12 protein-coding genes are annotated in these 14,404 nt (G+C 41.4%); 1 reads left to right on the top strand and 11 read right to left on the bottom strand.

Going from position 1 to position 14,404, the window contains the following annotated elements:
• Positions 1–259 precede the first annotated feature (259 nt).
• From argB to DLJ48_RS07335, 9 genes are all read right to left on the bottom strand, one after another.
• Positions 260–1,147 carry an acetylglutamate kinase gene (gene argB / locus DLJ48_RS07375; RefSeq protein WP_243148557.1) on the bottom strand — a complete coding sequence of 296 codons (888 nt, stop codon included), beginning with the start codon at positions 1,145–1,147 and terminating at the stop codon, positions 260–262.
• On the bottom strand, positions 1,086–4,289 hold the full coding sequence (gene carB, locus DLJ48_RS07370; RefSeq protein ID WP_128686831.1) for a carbamoyl-phosphate synthase large subunit: 3,204 nt from the start codon (positions 4,287–4,289) through the stop codon (positions 1,086–1,088). Before carB ends, argB begins: the two co-directional genes overlap by 62 nt.
• Positions 4,286–5,365: a carbamoyl phosphate synthase small subunit gene (locus DLJ48_RS07365; protein WP_128686830.1), complete on the bottom strand. Its 1,080-nt coding sequence runs from the start codon at positions 5,363–5,365 to the stop codon at positions 4,286–4,288. The genes carB and DLJ48_RS07365 overlap by 4 nt, the downstream gene beginning before the upstream one ends.
• Positions 5,362–6,375: an ornithine carbamoyltransferase gene (gene argF / locus DLJ48_RS07360; RefSeq protein ID WP_128686829.1), complete on the bottom strand. Its 1,014-nt coding sequence runs from the start codon at positions 6,373–6,375 to the stop codon at positions 5,362–5,364. The genes DLJ48_RS07365 and argF overlap by 4 nt, the downstream gene beginning before the upstream one ends.
• A complete protein-coding gene (locus DLJ48_RS07355) occupies positions 6,372–7,532 on the bottom strand; it encodes an acetylornithine/succinylornithine family transaminase (RefSeq protein WP_128686828.1) in 1,161 nt (386 codons plus the stop codon). The genes argF and DLJ48_RS07355 overlap by 4 nt, the downstream gene beginning before the upstream one ends.
• 7 nt (positions 7,533–7,539) lie before the next feature.
• Entirely contained in the window at positions 7,540–8,721 is a 1,182-nt protein-coding gene (gene argJ / locus DLJ48_RS07350; protein ID WP_128686827.1) for a bifunctional glutamate N-acetyltransferase/amino-acid acetyltransferase ArgJ, read from the bottom strand.
• A gap of 9 nt (positions 8,722–8,730) precedes the next feature.
• Positions 8,731–9,774, bottom strand: a complete 1,044-nt coding sequence (gene argC, locus DLJ48_RS07345; RefSeq protein WP_128686826.1) for an N-acetyl-gamma-glutamyl-phosphate reductase — start codon at positions 9,772–9,774, stop codon at positions 8,731–8,733.
• A gap of 186 nt (positions 9,775–9,960) precedes the next feature.
• Complete coding sequence (locus tag DLJ48_RS07340; protein ID WP_128686825.1) at positions 9,961–10,917, bottom strand: Gfo/Idh/MocA family protein; 957 nt, start codon at positions 10,915–10,917, stop codon at positions 9,961–9,963.
• 90 nt (positions 10,918–11,007) lie between these two features.
• A complete protein-coding gene (locus DLJ48_RS07335) occupies positions 11,008–11,388 on the bottom strand; it encodes a DUF1304 domain-containing protein (protein WP_128686824.1) in 381 nt (126 codons plus the stop codon).
• Positions 11,389–11,709: 321 nt separating this feature from the next.
• Here DLJ48_RS07335 and DLJ48_RS07330 point away from each other — a divergent pair, with 321 nt between their 5' ends.
• A complete protein-coding gene (locus tag DLJ48_RS07330) occupies positions 11,710–12,150 on the top strand; it encodes a hypothetical protein (protein WP_128686823.1) in 441 nt (146 codons plus the stop codon).
• Positions 12,151–12,396: 246 nt separating this feature from the next.
• Here DLJ48_RS07330 and DLJ48_RS07325 read toward each other — a convergent pair whose 3' ends face one another.
• A complete protein-coding gene (locus DLJ48_RS07325; RefSeq protein WP_128686822.1) occupies positions 12,397–12,870 on the bottom strand; it encodes a GNAT family N-acetyltransferase in 474 nt (157 codons plus the stop codon).
• A 150-nt stretch (positions 12,871–13,020) separates the two neighbouring features.
• The gene (locus DLJ48_RS07320; protein ID WP_128686821.1) at positions 13,021–14,403 is read right to left on the bottom strand and encodes an ATP-binding protein; all 1,383 of its coding nucleotides are present in this window, start codon (positions 14,401–14,403) and stop codon (positions 13,021–13,023) included.
• Between the last annotated feature and the right edge of the window lies 1 nt (position 14,404).

Genomic DNA, 14,404 nt, shown 5'->3' with positions numbered 1-14,404 from the left:
ACAATCAAAAGCCCTTGGCATCACCCACGTCTTTATTGATTGCTTAACATCTGTATGACTGTATCTAACTAGCTCTAGAATCTAATTAGTCATGTCACCAAACGCTGATGGAATTGCTATTTAGGATTACTTGAGATCCTATTCACCTTTACGGGAAATGCAACAAACTTAATTATCGACTGGATCTCACTGAATCCTTACTTACAGTTTAGCACAGTCTGCTCATAAATGAAAGCCTTTTCAATAATAACTGCAATCGTTATTGCGTAATTAAACTACCATACCCTTCAGTAGAAAACAGCTCTAGTAAGATTGAATGTTCAACCCGGCCATCTAAAATAACAGCTTCTTTTAAGCCGTTGTTGATAGCAGCAATAATAGCTCTTATTTTCGGAATCATGCCGCCCTTTAAAGCACCTGAGCCAAGCATTTGCTGCACCTGGTCGACAGATAATTCGTGATAAAGAGAATCAGGATCCTTGATATCGCGCAATATCCCGCGGACATCAGTCATCAAAATAAATTGTTCAGCATTCAGTGCAGCTGCGATTTCAGAGGCAGCTGTATCAGCATTAACGTTATACAGCTGGCCACGATCATCAATGCCGATACTTGCGATCACAGGAATATAGTTGGCATTCAAAAGCAATTTGATCGCCTCGGCATCAATTTTTGAGATCTTGCCGACATAACCCAGTTCCGTTGACAATTGTTTTGTTTGAATTAAATGACCATCTGCGCCCGATAAACCAATCGCCCTAGCACCTATTTTATGTAAATCGGCTACGAGGCTTTTATTGACTTGCCCGGATAAAACAGCATTAATGATTTGAATATCATCCCCGTCTGTATATCGCAAACCATCAATAAATTTCGTCGGTTTATTCAGTCTGGACATCGCTTGATCGATAGCTGGACCACCACCATGAACCAAAACTATTTTCATTCCGATCGTCTGTAAAAGATAAAGATCACGCATCACAGACGTTTTCAATTCTTCATTAACCATGGCATTGCCGCCGTATTTAATCACGATCGTCCGACCAGCATATTTTCGCATGTAAAGTAGGCCGTCTAATAAAATTTCAACACGTTGTCGAATATTGATTGTCGCCATTTTGTTGGTCATTTCTGATTTTTTCATCATGCTTATCTTCTGAACTTTCAAATATTTTTAAAAATGCCGCCACAGTATCCAAGCAAGTAAATGTTTTGATACCATCGGCAATTGCTGCAGCTCGAATCGCCTGACTATCGGCTTCATCTGAAACATCCGCCGTACTAACGACCAGCTGAATATCGTTTTCACGAAATACTTTCAGATAATCAGCTTGTTTGTCTATGGTGTGGTTTCCTAAAGCACCTTGACTGAAGTATTTGCCTGTTTTCGGCCCACTAAAAATTGTGTAACCGATCCGATCAAATTTCTTAGCCATGGTCAAGGCCTCGGATCTATCATCATCTGCAACCGTGAACAATATATTTCCCTGACCAGCAGCATGAAAACCGCAGGCAACGAAAGCCTTATGCAGCGCTTTAGGCAGCGTATCATCAATTGCCATGACTTCTCCTGTTGATTTCATTTCCGGGCCCAAAGACGAATCAACTTTTGCTAGCTTAGAAAAGGAGAAAACGGGCGCCTTGACATAAACTTGATCTTTGGCAGCTGCCAGGCCTGTTTGATAGCCTAGATCAGCTAATTTAATACCCAGCATGGCTTGTGTGGCTAACTGGGCTAAAGGAATGTCCGTCGCTTTTGAGATAAATGGTACTGTTCGAGAAGCACGCGGATTAACTTCGATAACATAAACTTGTTCATCGTGAATCACGTACTGGACATTCATCAAACCGACTGTATGCAGAGCCTTGGCAAGTTTTAGAGCAGCCGTCACGATTTGTGCTTGAATTTTTTGGCTGAGCTGAGCCGGATAAACTGACATCGAATCACCAGAATGAACACCGGCTCGTTCAATATGAGCCATGATGCCGGGAATGACAGTCGTTGTACCATCACTGACAACATCCACTTCGGCTTCCTGGCCTATCAGATAAGAATCGATCAGAACTGGATGTTGATGAGAAACTGCCACAGCCCGTTTCATATAACTGCTCAGATCGTTTTCATTGGCCACGATCTCCATAGCCCGACCGCCTAATACATAAGAAGGCCGAATCAGCACAGGGTAGCCAACTTGCTTAGCGGCAGTTAAAGCTTGTGCAACCGTCGTCGCTGTTTTGCCAAAAGGCTGCGACAACGTGAGCTGTTTGATCACATGATTAAAAGCCTGACGATCTTCAGCCAAATTGATATCAGCTAATCTTGTGCCGAGAATTTTCACACCAGCGTGTGCCAGCGGTGCAGCGAGGTTGATAGCTGTTTGACCGCCAAACTGTACAACCACACCGATCGACTGTTCCAAATCAACAACATTCAAGACATCTTCCAAGGTCAAAGGCTCAAAGTAGAGCTTGTCTGAAATCGAAAAATCTGTCGAAACTGTTTCCGGATTGGAATTGATCACGATAGCCCGATAGCCAGCTTTTTGAATAGCCTTGATCGCGTGAACTGTCGCATAATCAAATTCCACGCCTTGGCCGATACGAATTGGACCGGATCCTAATACCAAGACACTGGGACGACTTTCTTTGATCGACTCATTTACCTGTTCATAAGTTGAATAGTAGTAAGGCGTTTGGCATGCAAATTCACCAGCTGCCGTATCAACCATTTTATAGACTGCTTGGATTCCTTGACGCTGACGAATTTGACGAATTTCAGTCTCCTGAGCTTGCCAGATCTGTGCGATCGTGTGATCGCTAAAACCGTAAGATTTGGCCGTCTGAAGCGTCTGAAGATCATTCGGCTGAGCTTTTAAAGCCTGTTCAATTTCAATAATATGCAGTAATTTGTCCAAAAAAAAGATATCGATTTTCGTGCATTCATGAATGCTGTTTAAACTTTGGCCCCGTCTGAGAAGTTCACTGATCATAAATAAACGATCATCTCTAGCCGGCATCAAAGCGGCCATCAAAGGGTCAGTCGGCCAATCGTCATAACTAATATCCATCAGACCCAAAGCGCCGATTTCCAAAGATCTGACTGCTTTTAAGAAGGCCGCCTCCAAATGGCGGCCAATAGCCATCACCTCGCCTGTGGCTTTCATTTGTGTACCTAAGGTTCGATCAGCTTGTGTAAATTTGTCAAAAGGCCAGCGTGGGATCTTCACAACGACATAATCCAAAGCCGGTTCAAAAGCCGCTGTCGTTGTGCCTGTAACAGGATTGAGAATTTGGTCTAAAGTCAATCCAACCGCGATCTTGGCCGCGATCTTGGCGATCGGATAACCTGTGGCTTTAGAAGCTAAAGCCGATGAACGCGATACTCTTGGATTGACCTCAATGATGTCGTATTGATCACTATCAGGATCTAAGGCCATTTGGATATTGACACCACCTTCGATCTTCAGCGCACGAATGATTTTTAAAGCCGCATCACGCAACATTTGATAATCATGATCAGATAGTGTCTGTACGGGAGCGACAACGATCGAATCGCCTGTATGGATACCGACCGGATCAACGTTTTCCATCGAGGCTACGACTAAGGCATTATCATCATGATCACGCATGACTTCAAACTCGATCTCTTTATAACCTGCGAGTGAGTTCTCGACAAGGATCTGCGTCACAGGCGACCGCTCCAACCCATTAGCCGCGATCAGAGTCAATTCATTTTCGTTATGGGCCATGCCGCCGCCTGTGCCGCCCAAGGTATAAGCTGGCCGCACGATCACGGGATAACCATTTTGTTTGGCAAAAGATAAGGCAGCTGGTATGTTTTCAGCAATGCTGGAATCAGCTATCGGCTGATGCAGCTTTTTCATCAAGGCTTTGAACTCTTGGCGATCTTCCGCAGCCTGAATCGAAGCTAATTTTGTACCGATCAGTTCGACACTGAGCTCTTCTAATATGCCATCTTCAGCTAGCGCTTTGGCTAAGTTCAAACCCGTTTGACCGCCAAGAGTCGCTAAAATTGCTTGCGGCCGTTCTTTTTTTAAGATGTCTTTTAAATAGGCTAAAGTCAAAGGTTCGATATAAACTTTATCAGCCGTTTGCTTATCAGTCATGATCGTAGCCGGATTCGAGTTGACCAAAATCACGTAGTAGCCTTCTTCTCTTAAGGATAGACTTGCTTGTGTCCCTGAGTAATCAAATTCGGCAGCTTGACCGATCACGATCGGACCTGATCCGATCACGAGGATTTTTTTAATATCTGTTCTTTTTGTCATGTGCCCGCCTTTTGAATCATTTTGAGAAAATCATCATATAAATAGCCCGTATCATGCGGCCCAGGTGCTGCTTCTGGATGAAACTGAACAGAAAAAGCAGGATATTTCGTGGACTTGAGACCTTCAACTGTATGATCATTGACTTCACGATAAGTCACCAATAAATCCGTATCAGCCAGCGAAGCCTCATCGACAGCATAGCCATGATTTTGAGCTGTAAAATCCAAATGCCGGTGGTCTGACGAAGACACAGCATGGTTAAAGCCTCTGTGACCAAAGGACATCTTATAAGTACTGGCACCATTAGCTAAGGCGAACAATTGATGGCCTAGGCAGATGCCAAACAGCGGCTTGACCTGTTCAATTGTCCGAATCATATCCAACGCAGCATGCTGAGATTTCGGATCTCCAGGGCCGTTAGAAAGCAGGACACCATCAGGATGGTAGGCAAGAATCGTTTGCGCATCACTATCAGCGGGCAAGACGATCACTCGGCAGTGTCTAGCTTTTAAACAGTGCAATATAGACTGTTTTAAGCCAAAATCAACAACGGCGATCGTCAATCCCCGGCCAGGCTGCTCATAGATCTGCGGGGTCGTGACCTGTTGGACCTGCTGATCATCTAAACTGCCGGCCTTTAAGTTAGCGAGCGTCTGATCAGATAAAACATCTGTCATCACAGCTTTCATTGTGCCGAACTGACGTAATTCAATTGTCAAAGCCCGTGTGTCGATCCCTGTCAATCCAGGTAAAGACATTTGTTTAGCCCATTGATCAAAGGATAACTGCATGTGATTGTGGCTTGGCCGGCGGGCTAGTTCATGAACAATGACAGCACTAGCCTGTGTTTTGAAACTTTCGCTCGCTGTTTTGCTAATCCCGTAATTACCAATCAACGGATAAGTGAAGACTAAAAGCTGGCCAAAATATGAGGGATCAGTCAAACTTTCTTGATAACCCGTCATGCCTGTATTAAAGACCAGTTCACCCGACAGCAGATTTTCGATCTTAGTCAAACCAAAGGCTTGGCCCGTGTAGACAGAGCCGTTTTCTAAAAGAAGATAGCGTGTGGTCATGGCTGACTCATTGCCTGCGGGATAAATAAATTACCTAAGCTAGCTGCCATAACAGCCTTGATCGTGTGCATTCGGTTAGCAGCCTGCTGAAATTGATGTGCATAAGGCGCATTGAAAACCTCATCGGTAATTTCCATTTCTTTAATGCCGAATTTTTCAAAAACATCTTGTGCCATGCTCGTCTTCAGATCATGAAAAGCTGGTAGATCATGCAAAACGATCGTATTAGGATTGTGTGTCTTAGCCACAGCCTGTGCATTTAATTGATAAGGTTGAAGCAGTTTGATTCGTTTTCCCCACAAATCTTCTTCACCCATCGAAGCCCAAATATCCGTATACAAAACATCGGCACCCTCAACACCTTGATCCAAATCATCCGTGATCATAAAGCTGTTCGAGTACTGTCTAGCAATTTTGACGATTGATTCTTCAGGCTGTAAAGATTTCGGCGCGACCAAGTGGATTTCAACACCCAGCATCGACCCAGCGATAAGCAGCGAATTAGCCACATTATTCCGTGCATCCCCGAGATAAGCTAATTTAACGCCTCTAATATGGCCGAATAGTTCATCGATCGTCATAAAATCGGCCAGCATTTGCGTCGGATGCCAACTTGTGGTCAAGCCATTCCAGACCGGCACATGAGAATACTGGGCCAAGCTTTCGACGATCGACTGATCAAAGCCGCGATACTCGATACCGTCATACATGCTGCCCAAAACTTTAGCTGTATCGATCAAGGATTCTTTTTTGCCAAACTGAATGTCATGAGCGCCCAAAAATTCCACATGAGCGCCTAAATCGTTTGCGCCGACAGTAAAAGAAGACCGTGTTCGAGTACTGGTTTTCTCAAATAAAAGCGCAATATTTTTACCAGTCATATAATGATGTTCAATATTGCGAGCCTTTAAGTCCTTTAAATGTTCGGCCAATTTGATCAGCGTATAGAATTCATCAGCTGTAAAGTCGGCTTCTTTGAGAAATGAACGTCCCTGAAAAATGTTCGTCATGCTAAAACCTCTGCTTTCGTCTTGATAATTTGGCTTATTTTTTTGGCTGCCTGCAGTAAGCTGGCTTCGTCGATCACAAGTACCGGCAATAGCCGCAAAGTATTGTGTTTTGAAGAAATTGTGAGATAACCAGCTGCCTGCAGATCAGAAATAATTGATTCAACCGGTAAATCAGCTGCTAATTGGATACCGACCATTAGCCCAAGTCCGCGAATCGCCAGTACTTGATCAACATCAACCAGGCCTATTTTCAGTGCCGAAATCAGCATCGCGCCCTTATGGCTGACATCGGCCAAAAAATCAGGAGTCATTTGGGTCAACACGGCATCAGTACTAGCCATCGCCAGCATATTGCCGCCAAAAGTCGTGCCATGAGATCCCGGTGTAAAGGCACTGGCTAATTTTTGTCTACCGATCATCGCGCCGATCGGCAAACCCGATCCCAGTGCTTTTGCGCTGGTGATGATATCCGGCCTAATACCGTAATGCTGAAAAGCGAAGAATTTGCCAGTTCGTCCGATACCGGTCTGCACTTCATCGATAATCACTAAAGCATGTTTATCATGTGTTTTGAAAACCAGTTCCTTCAGCCAATCGGGATCAATGAGATTAACACCTCCCTCGCCTTGAACGATCTCCACGATGACAGCTGCAAAGCTGTCATCAAGCAGATCAAAGGCTGCTGGGTCGTTATAATCCGCTACGACAACTTCAGTCGTATCAACAAAAAATCCTTGTTTGATACCGGGATAATCCGTGACTGCTAGCGAACCATAAGTACGGCCATGAAATGAGTTCGTAAAAGTCATGACTTTAGCCTTGCCTGTATACTTATGTGCTAATTTCAATGCTGCCTCATTCGCTTCGGTACCCGAATTAGCAAAGAAAACAAGCTGGTCGCCGCCAGATAATTGAACCAGTTTATCAGCCACTTTCTCTTGCAGCGAATTTTCATATAGGTTAGAAGTATGCCAAACTTTTTCCAGCTGGGCCTGAACTGATCTTTGAATCAGCTGATTATGATAACCAAAACTCATGACGCCAATACCAGCAGCTAAATCAACATATTCCTTGCCATTGCGATCGACTAAGTGAAAATCATGTCCATCAACTAATTCGATCGGATATCGATTGTATGTATTAAACAAATGTGTCATATTCCCCTCAAGTCCTGTACATCGCGTTAATTTTGACGTATTCATAAGTTAGATCTGCTCCCCAAGCCTGGCCTTGCCCCGCTCCACTGCCGACCGAAACATCAAAAGTCACTTGATCTGATTTAACAGCCTGTTCTAAAGCATCTGAATTCATTTCAAGCAGCTCCCCCTGACTAATGATCAAAACATGATTGATCGCTAATTGAATGTCTTTGGCAGCCAGATCAACACCAGCATTTCCGATCGCATCGATCACACGACCCCAATTGGGATCCTCACCAAAAGCTGCTGCTTTGACAAGATTCGATCCAACAATTGTTTTAGCGATCATACGCGCAGCTAAATCATTTTGACTACCGCAAACATTTGCCGTCACAAGCTTAGAAGCACCCTCGCCGTCTTTGGCAATTTTGATTGCGAGTGTCTGCATCACTTTATGAAGTGCCGCTTTAAAAGTTTCGTAGGCAGGCGAATCAGCTAAAATCTCTTCTTGACCGGCTTGACCATTAGCCATCACGATCAGCATATCGTTTGTTGATGTATCGCCATCTATCGTGATCTGATTAAAGGTAATATCAGTCAATTGTCTGAGTAATTTTTGCAGCAGCTGACCATCAATTTTGGCGTCCGTAGTAATAAAAGAAAGCATCGTCCCCATATTTGGATGGATCATACCTGACCCTTTTGCGATACCTGACATGATCATGCCGTCAAAATCGAGACTGATCGTTTTGGAAACTGTATCCGTAGTCATGATCGCTTGTGCGATCTCTGAGTTTTGGCTTTTCTGCAGTTTCGCAATTCCGGCGGTGATCTTGTCCATTGGCAGCTGTTTGCCAATAATACCCGTCGAGGAAACAGCTATGACCTTCGGGCTCAATGCCAGCTTGTCAGCAACTAATTGCTGTTCTAGTTCAGCATTTTTTAATCCTTGCATCCCCGTAAAAGAATTTGCATTGGATGAATTGACAACCAGCGCTTGCAGTTTTTGATCCTGTGTAATCGTTGATTTTGTCAATTGGACCGGTGCGGCTGGGAATTGATTCAAAGTGAACACCGCCGCAGCATCTGCTAGTACATCCGAAACGATCCATCCTAGATCTGCTTTTTCAGAATTGCTGCGTAAATCTGCCTTGATAGCGTCGCTTTGAAAGCCCTTAGGCCAAATTAATTGATTTAAAATTTTCATAAAATTCTCCTAGATCATGATCGGTACAATGGGTAGACCGATCCTTTCATTAAATCCAAACATCATGTTAAAGTTTTGAACAGCTTGTCCAGCTGCGCCTTTGAGCAGATTATCGATCACACTGACGATCAAGATAACGCCTGTGACCGGATTATATTGCCAACCGATCGCGTCCAAATTACTGTAAGCAGCATCTTTGATCGATGGTAAATTTGATCCGTGTAGTTTGATAAACGGCTTATCTTCATAAGTGTCGATAAAAGCCTGACTGATGATTTTTTCCGGATCCTGTATTCCCTTTGCAACATGAGCATAAATTGTCGCCATAATGCCGCGCGTGATCGGCAATAAAGTTGTCGTAAATTGAATGGATCTAAGTTGAGGATTCCAGTTTTTTAATTCTTGCACGATTTCTGGAATATGCTGATGTCGATTCGCCTTGTACACGGTTAAATTTTCATTGACGGTCATAAATGCACTCCCAGGGGCTAATTTTTTACCAGCTCCTGAGACACCGGATTTAGCATCGACAATAATCGAATCTAAATCAATCAAATTATTTAAAACGACTGGCGCCAATCCTAGTAAAGTTGCTGTAGCATAGCAGCCGGGGTTTGCGACATATCGACTTAATTTTGGATGAAATTCGCATAGACCATAGGTCGCTTTTTTTAGATCATCGGCTTTAGCTGCTGGTTTTTTGTACCATTTTTCATAACTTTTTGGATCCGATAATCGATAATCACCCGATAGATCGATGACGGGAAAATCAGCTTCGATCAAAGTACCGGCAATTTGGTTCGTGACCCCTGCCGAACTTGCAAAAAAAGCGGCATCGGCTTCTTTCATTATTTTTTGCGGATCGAATTGATTGATCACAGGATCGACTTGACCATACTGGACGAGATCGGGCTGAATTTCCGACAGGTGTTTGCCAACATCGCGATGGCCATATAGTGTAATAGTGCCGACTTTGGGGTGATTTTTCAGTAATTGATAGAGTATTGTCCCGGCATAACCGGAAACACCAATTAGTGCAACGTTCTTATTCATGATATTCTCCTAAATTTGAGTACAAAAAAACAGCTTCTTTACACAAAAAACGTGTGAAAAAACTGTTTTATCGTCGGGCGATATTAGAGAAAATCAATGAACTTGTGGGTCGCGATAAATTCATAATGAGCTTGTTATTAACAATACACATTTTTTTCAAAAAAACAAGTCATTTTTCAAAAAAAGTCAGCCTTCGCCATTTTCCTTAATATGCTGCATGATCTCACTCAGCGCCAGCGATTTAAAATGCGGCATCAAGCTGTCTTCGGTCTCGTTATTATCCCAGCTGCTGGCAAAATGCTGAATTTCATAGGCGAAACCATTTTCTTGCGGATCATCAAAAAAATCGATCAAATTATCATTGACATCATAGAGTTCGACCCGACGCGAAGCAGAAAAATGTTTCACAAAAATACTGCCGCGCGAACCATAAATATGAGCATCTTGATCGATGCGGGCTTGAAAACCAAAATTGCAATTCGCAATTGTACCGTTGGGAAAACGAAAAATCACAGTCCCCATCTCATCAACGGCTGTCTGGCCATCAAAGAGCAGCGACTTGATCTGCTTTGGCCGCTCACCAATCATTTCCAACAGAAAAGCGACACAATACACGCCGATATCCAGCAAAGCACCGCCACCCTGCTTTTTAGAAAACAAGCGGCTTTCTGGATCAACTTCCGCGAAATAGCTGAAATTACAATTAATAAATTTGACCTGACCGATGCGCTCGTTTTGCAGCCAGGCCGCAGCCTGATGAATGGCAGGTAAAAAGAGCGTCCACATGCCCTCCATCAGCAATACCTTTTGCTGTTTGGCTAAAAGCAATAGTGCCTGCGTCTCTTCAAGGCTGGGCGTCAGCGGCTTTTCACACAAGACCGCCTTCTTGGCAAGCAAAGACTGTTTGACAACATCGAAATGAAATTCATTGATCACAGCAACATACACCGCATCAACTTCTGGATCAGCTAATAATTCAGCGTAATCGCCATAGGCTTGATCGATCTCAAATTTGTCAGCAAAATGCTGAGCTTTTTCAAGATGGTGGGATGCGACTGCCACTATTCGAACACCAGGGACCTCTTTTACAGCCAGTGCAAATTTTTCAGCGATCCGTCCAGGACCAATCAATCCAAAATTCATGTGGCATCCTCCACTCGCTTCACTTTAAAGCCTATTAAAAGCGCTTTCATAAATGCAGTTTAACATATTCGCAGGAATGATAAACAAGGATTATGACGCTGCGGCTAATACCACGAATATCAAGGCAATGATCGCTGGTAGTCCCTGTGTCAAAATAATTTTCTTGCTAGCCGTGAAAGTAGCAAAAATTGCTGCAATAACGACAAAACTGATAAAAAGCAGCAGCCCTGGATAGACTGCTTGTTGTGGAAATGCAAAACGAATCAACAGAATGCCAACGCCAATAAAACCATTATAAAGGCCTTGATTAGCCATACTAATACGCGCCTCTTTTTGTTTTAAATAAGCGGCCGTCAGGTCAAAAGCTTTTTGAGCCATCAATGTTTGCGTGCCAAACATCTCCAATAACATAATTCCAAGTGCCTCAAAAGCCACGATCAGTGTTGCAATATCCGCCAAAATTTTAAGCATATCGTCTCCAAAAAAAGATAGTCTAATTGTAGCGCTAGACACATTTTGTTATTTAATAAAGCATTTGAAAAGGCAAAAATGGCCGCAAACATTGATTGGCAGAATACGACCGTTTGGGAAAATAAGTAAAATAATTTATCGTTTTTAAAAGTAGAATAGGATATATTGATTTTTAGGGGAGTTTTAATCAGTACCTGCCTAACATGATTTAATTTTTTGAAATACTTCAACGAAAGGTCGGCTGTTTTGCATTATTTAATTTATTTTCGTTTGTTTTCCTTTTTGAAAATCTTCGTCTATCAGACTTATCAATCTGGCCTAATGGGTACGATTCCTGAATGGATCAGTAGCATTGCGGCATTATTTGCCGTATTTATTACTTGGCGTATTTTCAACAAAGAGCATTCTTCGGATTTGCTTGTGATCTTAAATCGGAGAAGGCAGAGGACAATTAAAAACAGTATTACGTCTTTTTCAATTAAATTTGATTTGGAAATTACCCCGTATAATAAAGGAAACGCTGCTGAATCATTTCGTTTCCTAGGTTTTATGGAACATGTTAGTGACTTGGAGTTCGAAAAATTGCAAAAACAAGAACAATTACCGAATATGATTGACCAGTCTTTGAATATGCCTCTGGTGATGAAAAGCGGAAGTTTGAAAAAAATAGAACCGAAATCGACAGGTTCTACTTTACTAATCCCAATGGATGACATTGCTCTTCAATTCGATGATGGGCCATCAAGTACTGATATAAAGTGAAAATTTTAGATTTGGATGTTTGTTTTCTAAGTGGCATGGGAGAATTACGTAGACGATCACTACATATGGAAATGGATAAATCTGCCGCCGATCGTTGATTTAATATGTGTCTCTCAAAAAAATAATGAAGTTAAATCCATGAGTCGTTATTTAAAAATAGTTCATGTGATGATCTGAACGCTAGCAAGCCGTTTCAGCAAAAAGCCTATCAAAATTAAAATGGGAAGATCAATGAATGGTTGCCTATTAAAAATCTTTAGTCATTTCAATAAAAGTATAAGTTGAATTGTTTGTTTCTTGTTCGTGCTGTCTTGCTTGTTTAAAACCGATGCTACGATAAAGTTTTTGTGCCCTAGTATTAAATTCTGCGACATCCAAAATAATTTTTTTTACCGAAAAATGGGTTATTGCATAACTGATGATATGTTCTAAAAAATTTTTTCCAAGACCATGCCCGGTTAGACTTGGCGCAAGGCCTAATCCAATTTCGTAAGTACCTTTGCTTCCATTAACAGGCTCAATAACGAAAAATCCGAGCAGTTTTTGCTGGTGATCTAGAAATTCATAGTAAACATCTCTTCTCAAAGCTGGATTAATTATCTCTTGATAGTCTTCTGGATCGGCCGTCATATCATAAAAAGCATATTGTCCTGAGTAATGCCATTCATCAGCGATAATCAGGGCGTTTCTTTGAGATAGAGGTTGTATTATTTCATTCATTAGTGTCGTTCCTTCAAATTAACATTTATATGATAATGCTGTTTAATATACGTTGGTCACATTCGTTGTCGCTAACTTTCTTTATTTAAATGAGAAATATGTCGTAACTTAATTTTATGTGAGAAATTTCTAAACACAAAAAATTGACTTTTAATTCATATTATATTTTTTCTCACGTTTCTCAAAGGCATCGCTTCCTCCTTCAAGAACCTCAATAACATGTTCACGAATTCCTTGACTTGCTAAAAATGATTTTCCTTCCTGCTTCTCAAATGAATTTTCAAGTGAACCGTTACAATAATCAAACTTGATACCATTCACATTTGGAGTATTTATTGAATTTTGATTAGCTACAATGATATTTTCGGCATCTGATCCAACGACAATATTAGGATTATGGGTAACTAAGATAATTTGGCGTTCCCTTTTCTTGGTTTTGAGGTACCTTGTCAAATCTTTATAAATGGCACGGTTATCTAAACTATCTTCAGGTTGGTCAATAATGACCGGCTTTTTATCTTCACTAAATTCCAATAATAATGTCAAAATAACAAAAGCTCTTTTGCCTTGGGACATCTGATTAAAATCATCACCCTCATAACTTAATTCATAAGTTAATTCAAACCATTTATGGTTAAACACCCCCTGAATTAAATCATCCTGTCCTTTGCTTTGATTATAAGAAAGATTTGTTTCTGTAAATAGACCTTTAATTGTATTATCGGTGTCAGAATCAAAGTGGCTAATAAAATCGAGGTTACTCTTATTTCCCTTATTTAACAAACCGTTGAGTTGTTCATCAAAGCGAATTCGCTTAAAATACAATTTAATTTCAACGATTCCATTTTTTCCAGCTTGAATGATAAAATCTTTTTGGAGGGTATTCTGTACATCACGCAACTGCTGATACTTTGCTAGGATATCATCTTGAGAGTCTTTAATTTTTTCTTCCAAATTTTCTTTGTTTTTTGTAAATTTATCAAACGCACTCAAACGAACTTGTTCTTGTTTCTTAGACTCAATCAGTTGAGAAAGTACTTCGTTCTGTGAAATATGCTCATTGCCTTTCAAATACTCGGGCGATTTTTTAATAGTTTCAATTTTTTTATCTAATTCCCTAGATTGGTTTTCTTTAACATCTTTTAGTTCAGATATCTTAGTAGACCACTTCTGATTAAGGTCCATAGAGAGATCATCTAAATATTTCTGCAGAGAGATTCTTGTTTCGTCAGTTATCTCTGCGAAGTCTTTTTGTAGTTCGATTTTCTGATTGGCCAAGTTTTTAAAAGATCGTAAATCAATGTCGATTTGTTCTCTTTCACGACTGAGTTGATCAAGTGAATCGATTTGTTGTTGATATTTTTTTCCGTCATCCGCGGAAAAATCGCTCTGAGATGGTTGCTCTTTTATCCGCTGAGTAATCTTTTTAATTTCTGATTGAATGCCTTTTTTGTCTCCTTCCGGTTCTTGGAGGTGCAAAAAATCCCGTTTTAAACCAAGATATTGGCTAACAGACTCATTAATTTCGTCCAAT

The organism is Oenococcus sicerae, assembly GCF_004102045.2.
Classification (GTDB): Bacteria; Bacillota; Bacilli; order Lactobacillales; family Lactobacillaceae; genus Oenococcus; species Oenococcus sicerae.
Note: the sequence above shows the minus strand (reverse complement) of the source record. Positions and strands in the feature narration are given on the sequence as shown.

Excerpts from the sequence above, each read along its gene's own strand:
- DLJ48_RS07340 (WP_128686825.1), bottom strand. The coding sequence starts at position 10,917 with ATGAATTTTGGATTGATTGGTCCTGGACGGATCGCTGAAAAATTTGCA.
- argB (WP_243148557.1), bottom strand. The coding sequence starts at position 1,147 with ATGATGAAAAAATCAGAAATGACCAACAAAATGGCGACAATCAATATT.
- DLJ48_RS07330 (WP_128686823.1), top strand. The coding sequence starts at position 11,710 with ATGGGTACGATTCCTGAATGGATCAGTAGCATTGCGGCATTATTTGCC.
- argF (WP_128686829.1), bottom strand. The coding sequence starts at position 6,375 with ATGACGAACATTTTTCAGGGACGTTCATTTCTCAAAGAAGCCGACTTT.
- DLJ48_RS07335 (WP_128686824.1), bottom strand. The coding sequence starts at position 11,388 with ATGCTTAAAATTTTGGCGGATATTGCAACACTGATCGTGGCTTTTGAG.
- DLJ48_RS07365 (WP_128686830.1), bottom strand. The coding sequence starts at position 5,365 with ATGACCACACGCTATCTTCTTTTAGAAAACGGCTCTGTCTACACGGGC.
- carB (WP_128686831.1), bottom strand. The coding sequence starts at position 4,289 with ATGACAAAAAGAACAGATATTAAAAAAATCCTCGTGATCGGATCAGGT.
- argC (WP_128686826.1), bottom strand. The coding sequence starts at position 9,774 with ATGAATAAGAACGTTGCACTAATTGGTGTTTCCGGTTATGCCGGGACA.
- DLJ48_RS07355 (WP_128686828.1), bottom strand. The coding sequence starts at position 7,532 with ATGACACATTTGTTTAATACATACAATCGATATCCGATCGAATTAGTT.
- DLJ48_RS07325 (WP_128686822.1), bottom strand. The coding sequence starts at position 12,870 with ATGAATGAAATAATACAACCTCTATCTCAAAGAAACGCCCTGATTATC.
- argJ (WP_128686827.1), bottom strand. The coding sequence starts at position 8,721 with ATGAAAATTTTAAATCAATTAATTTGGCCTAAGGGCTTTCAAAGCGAC.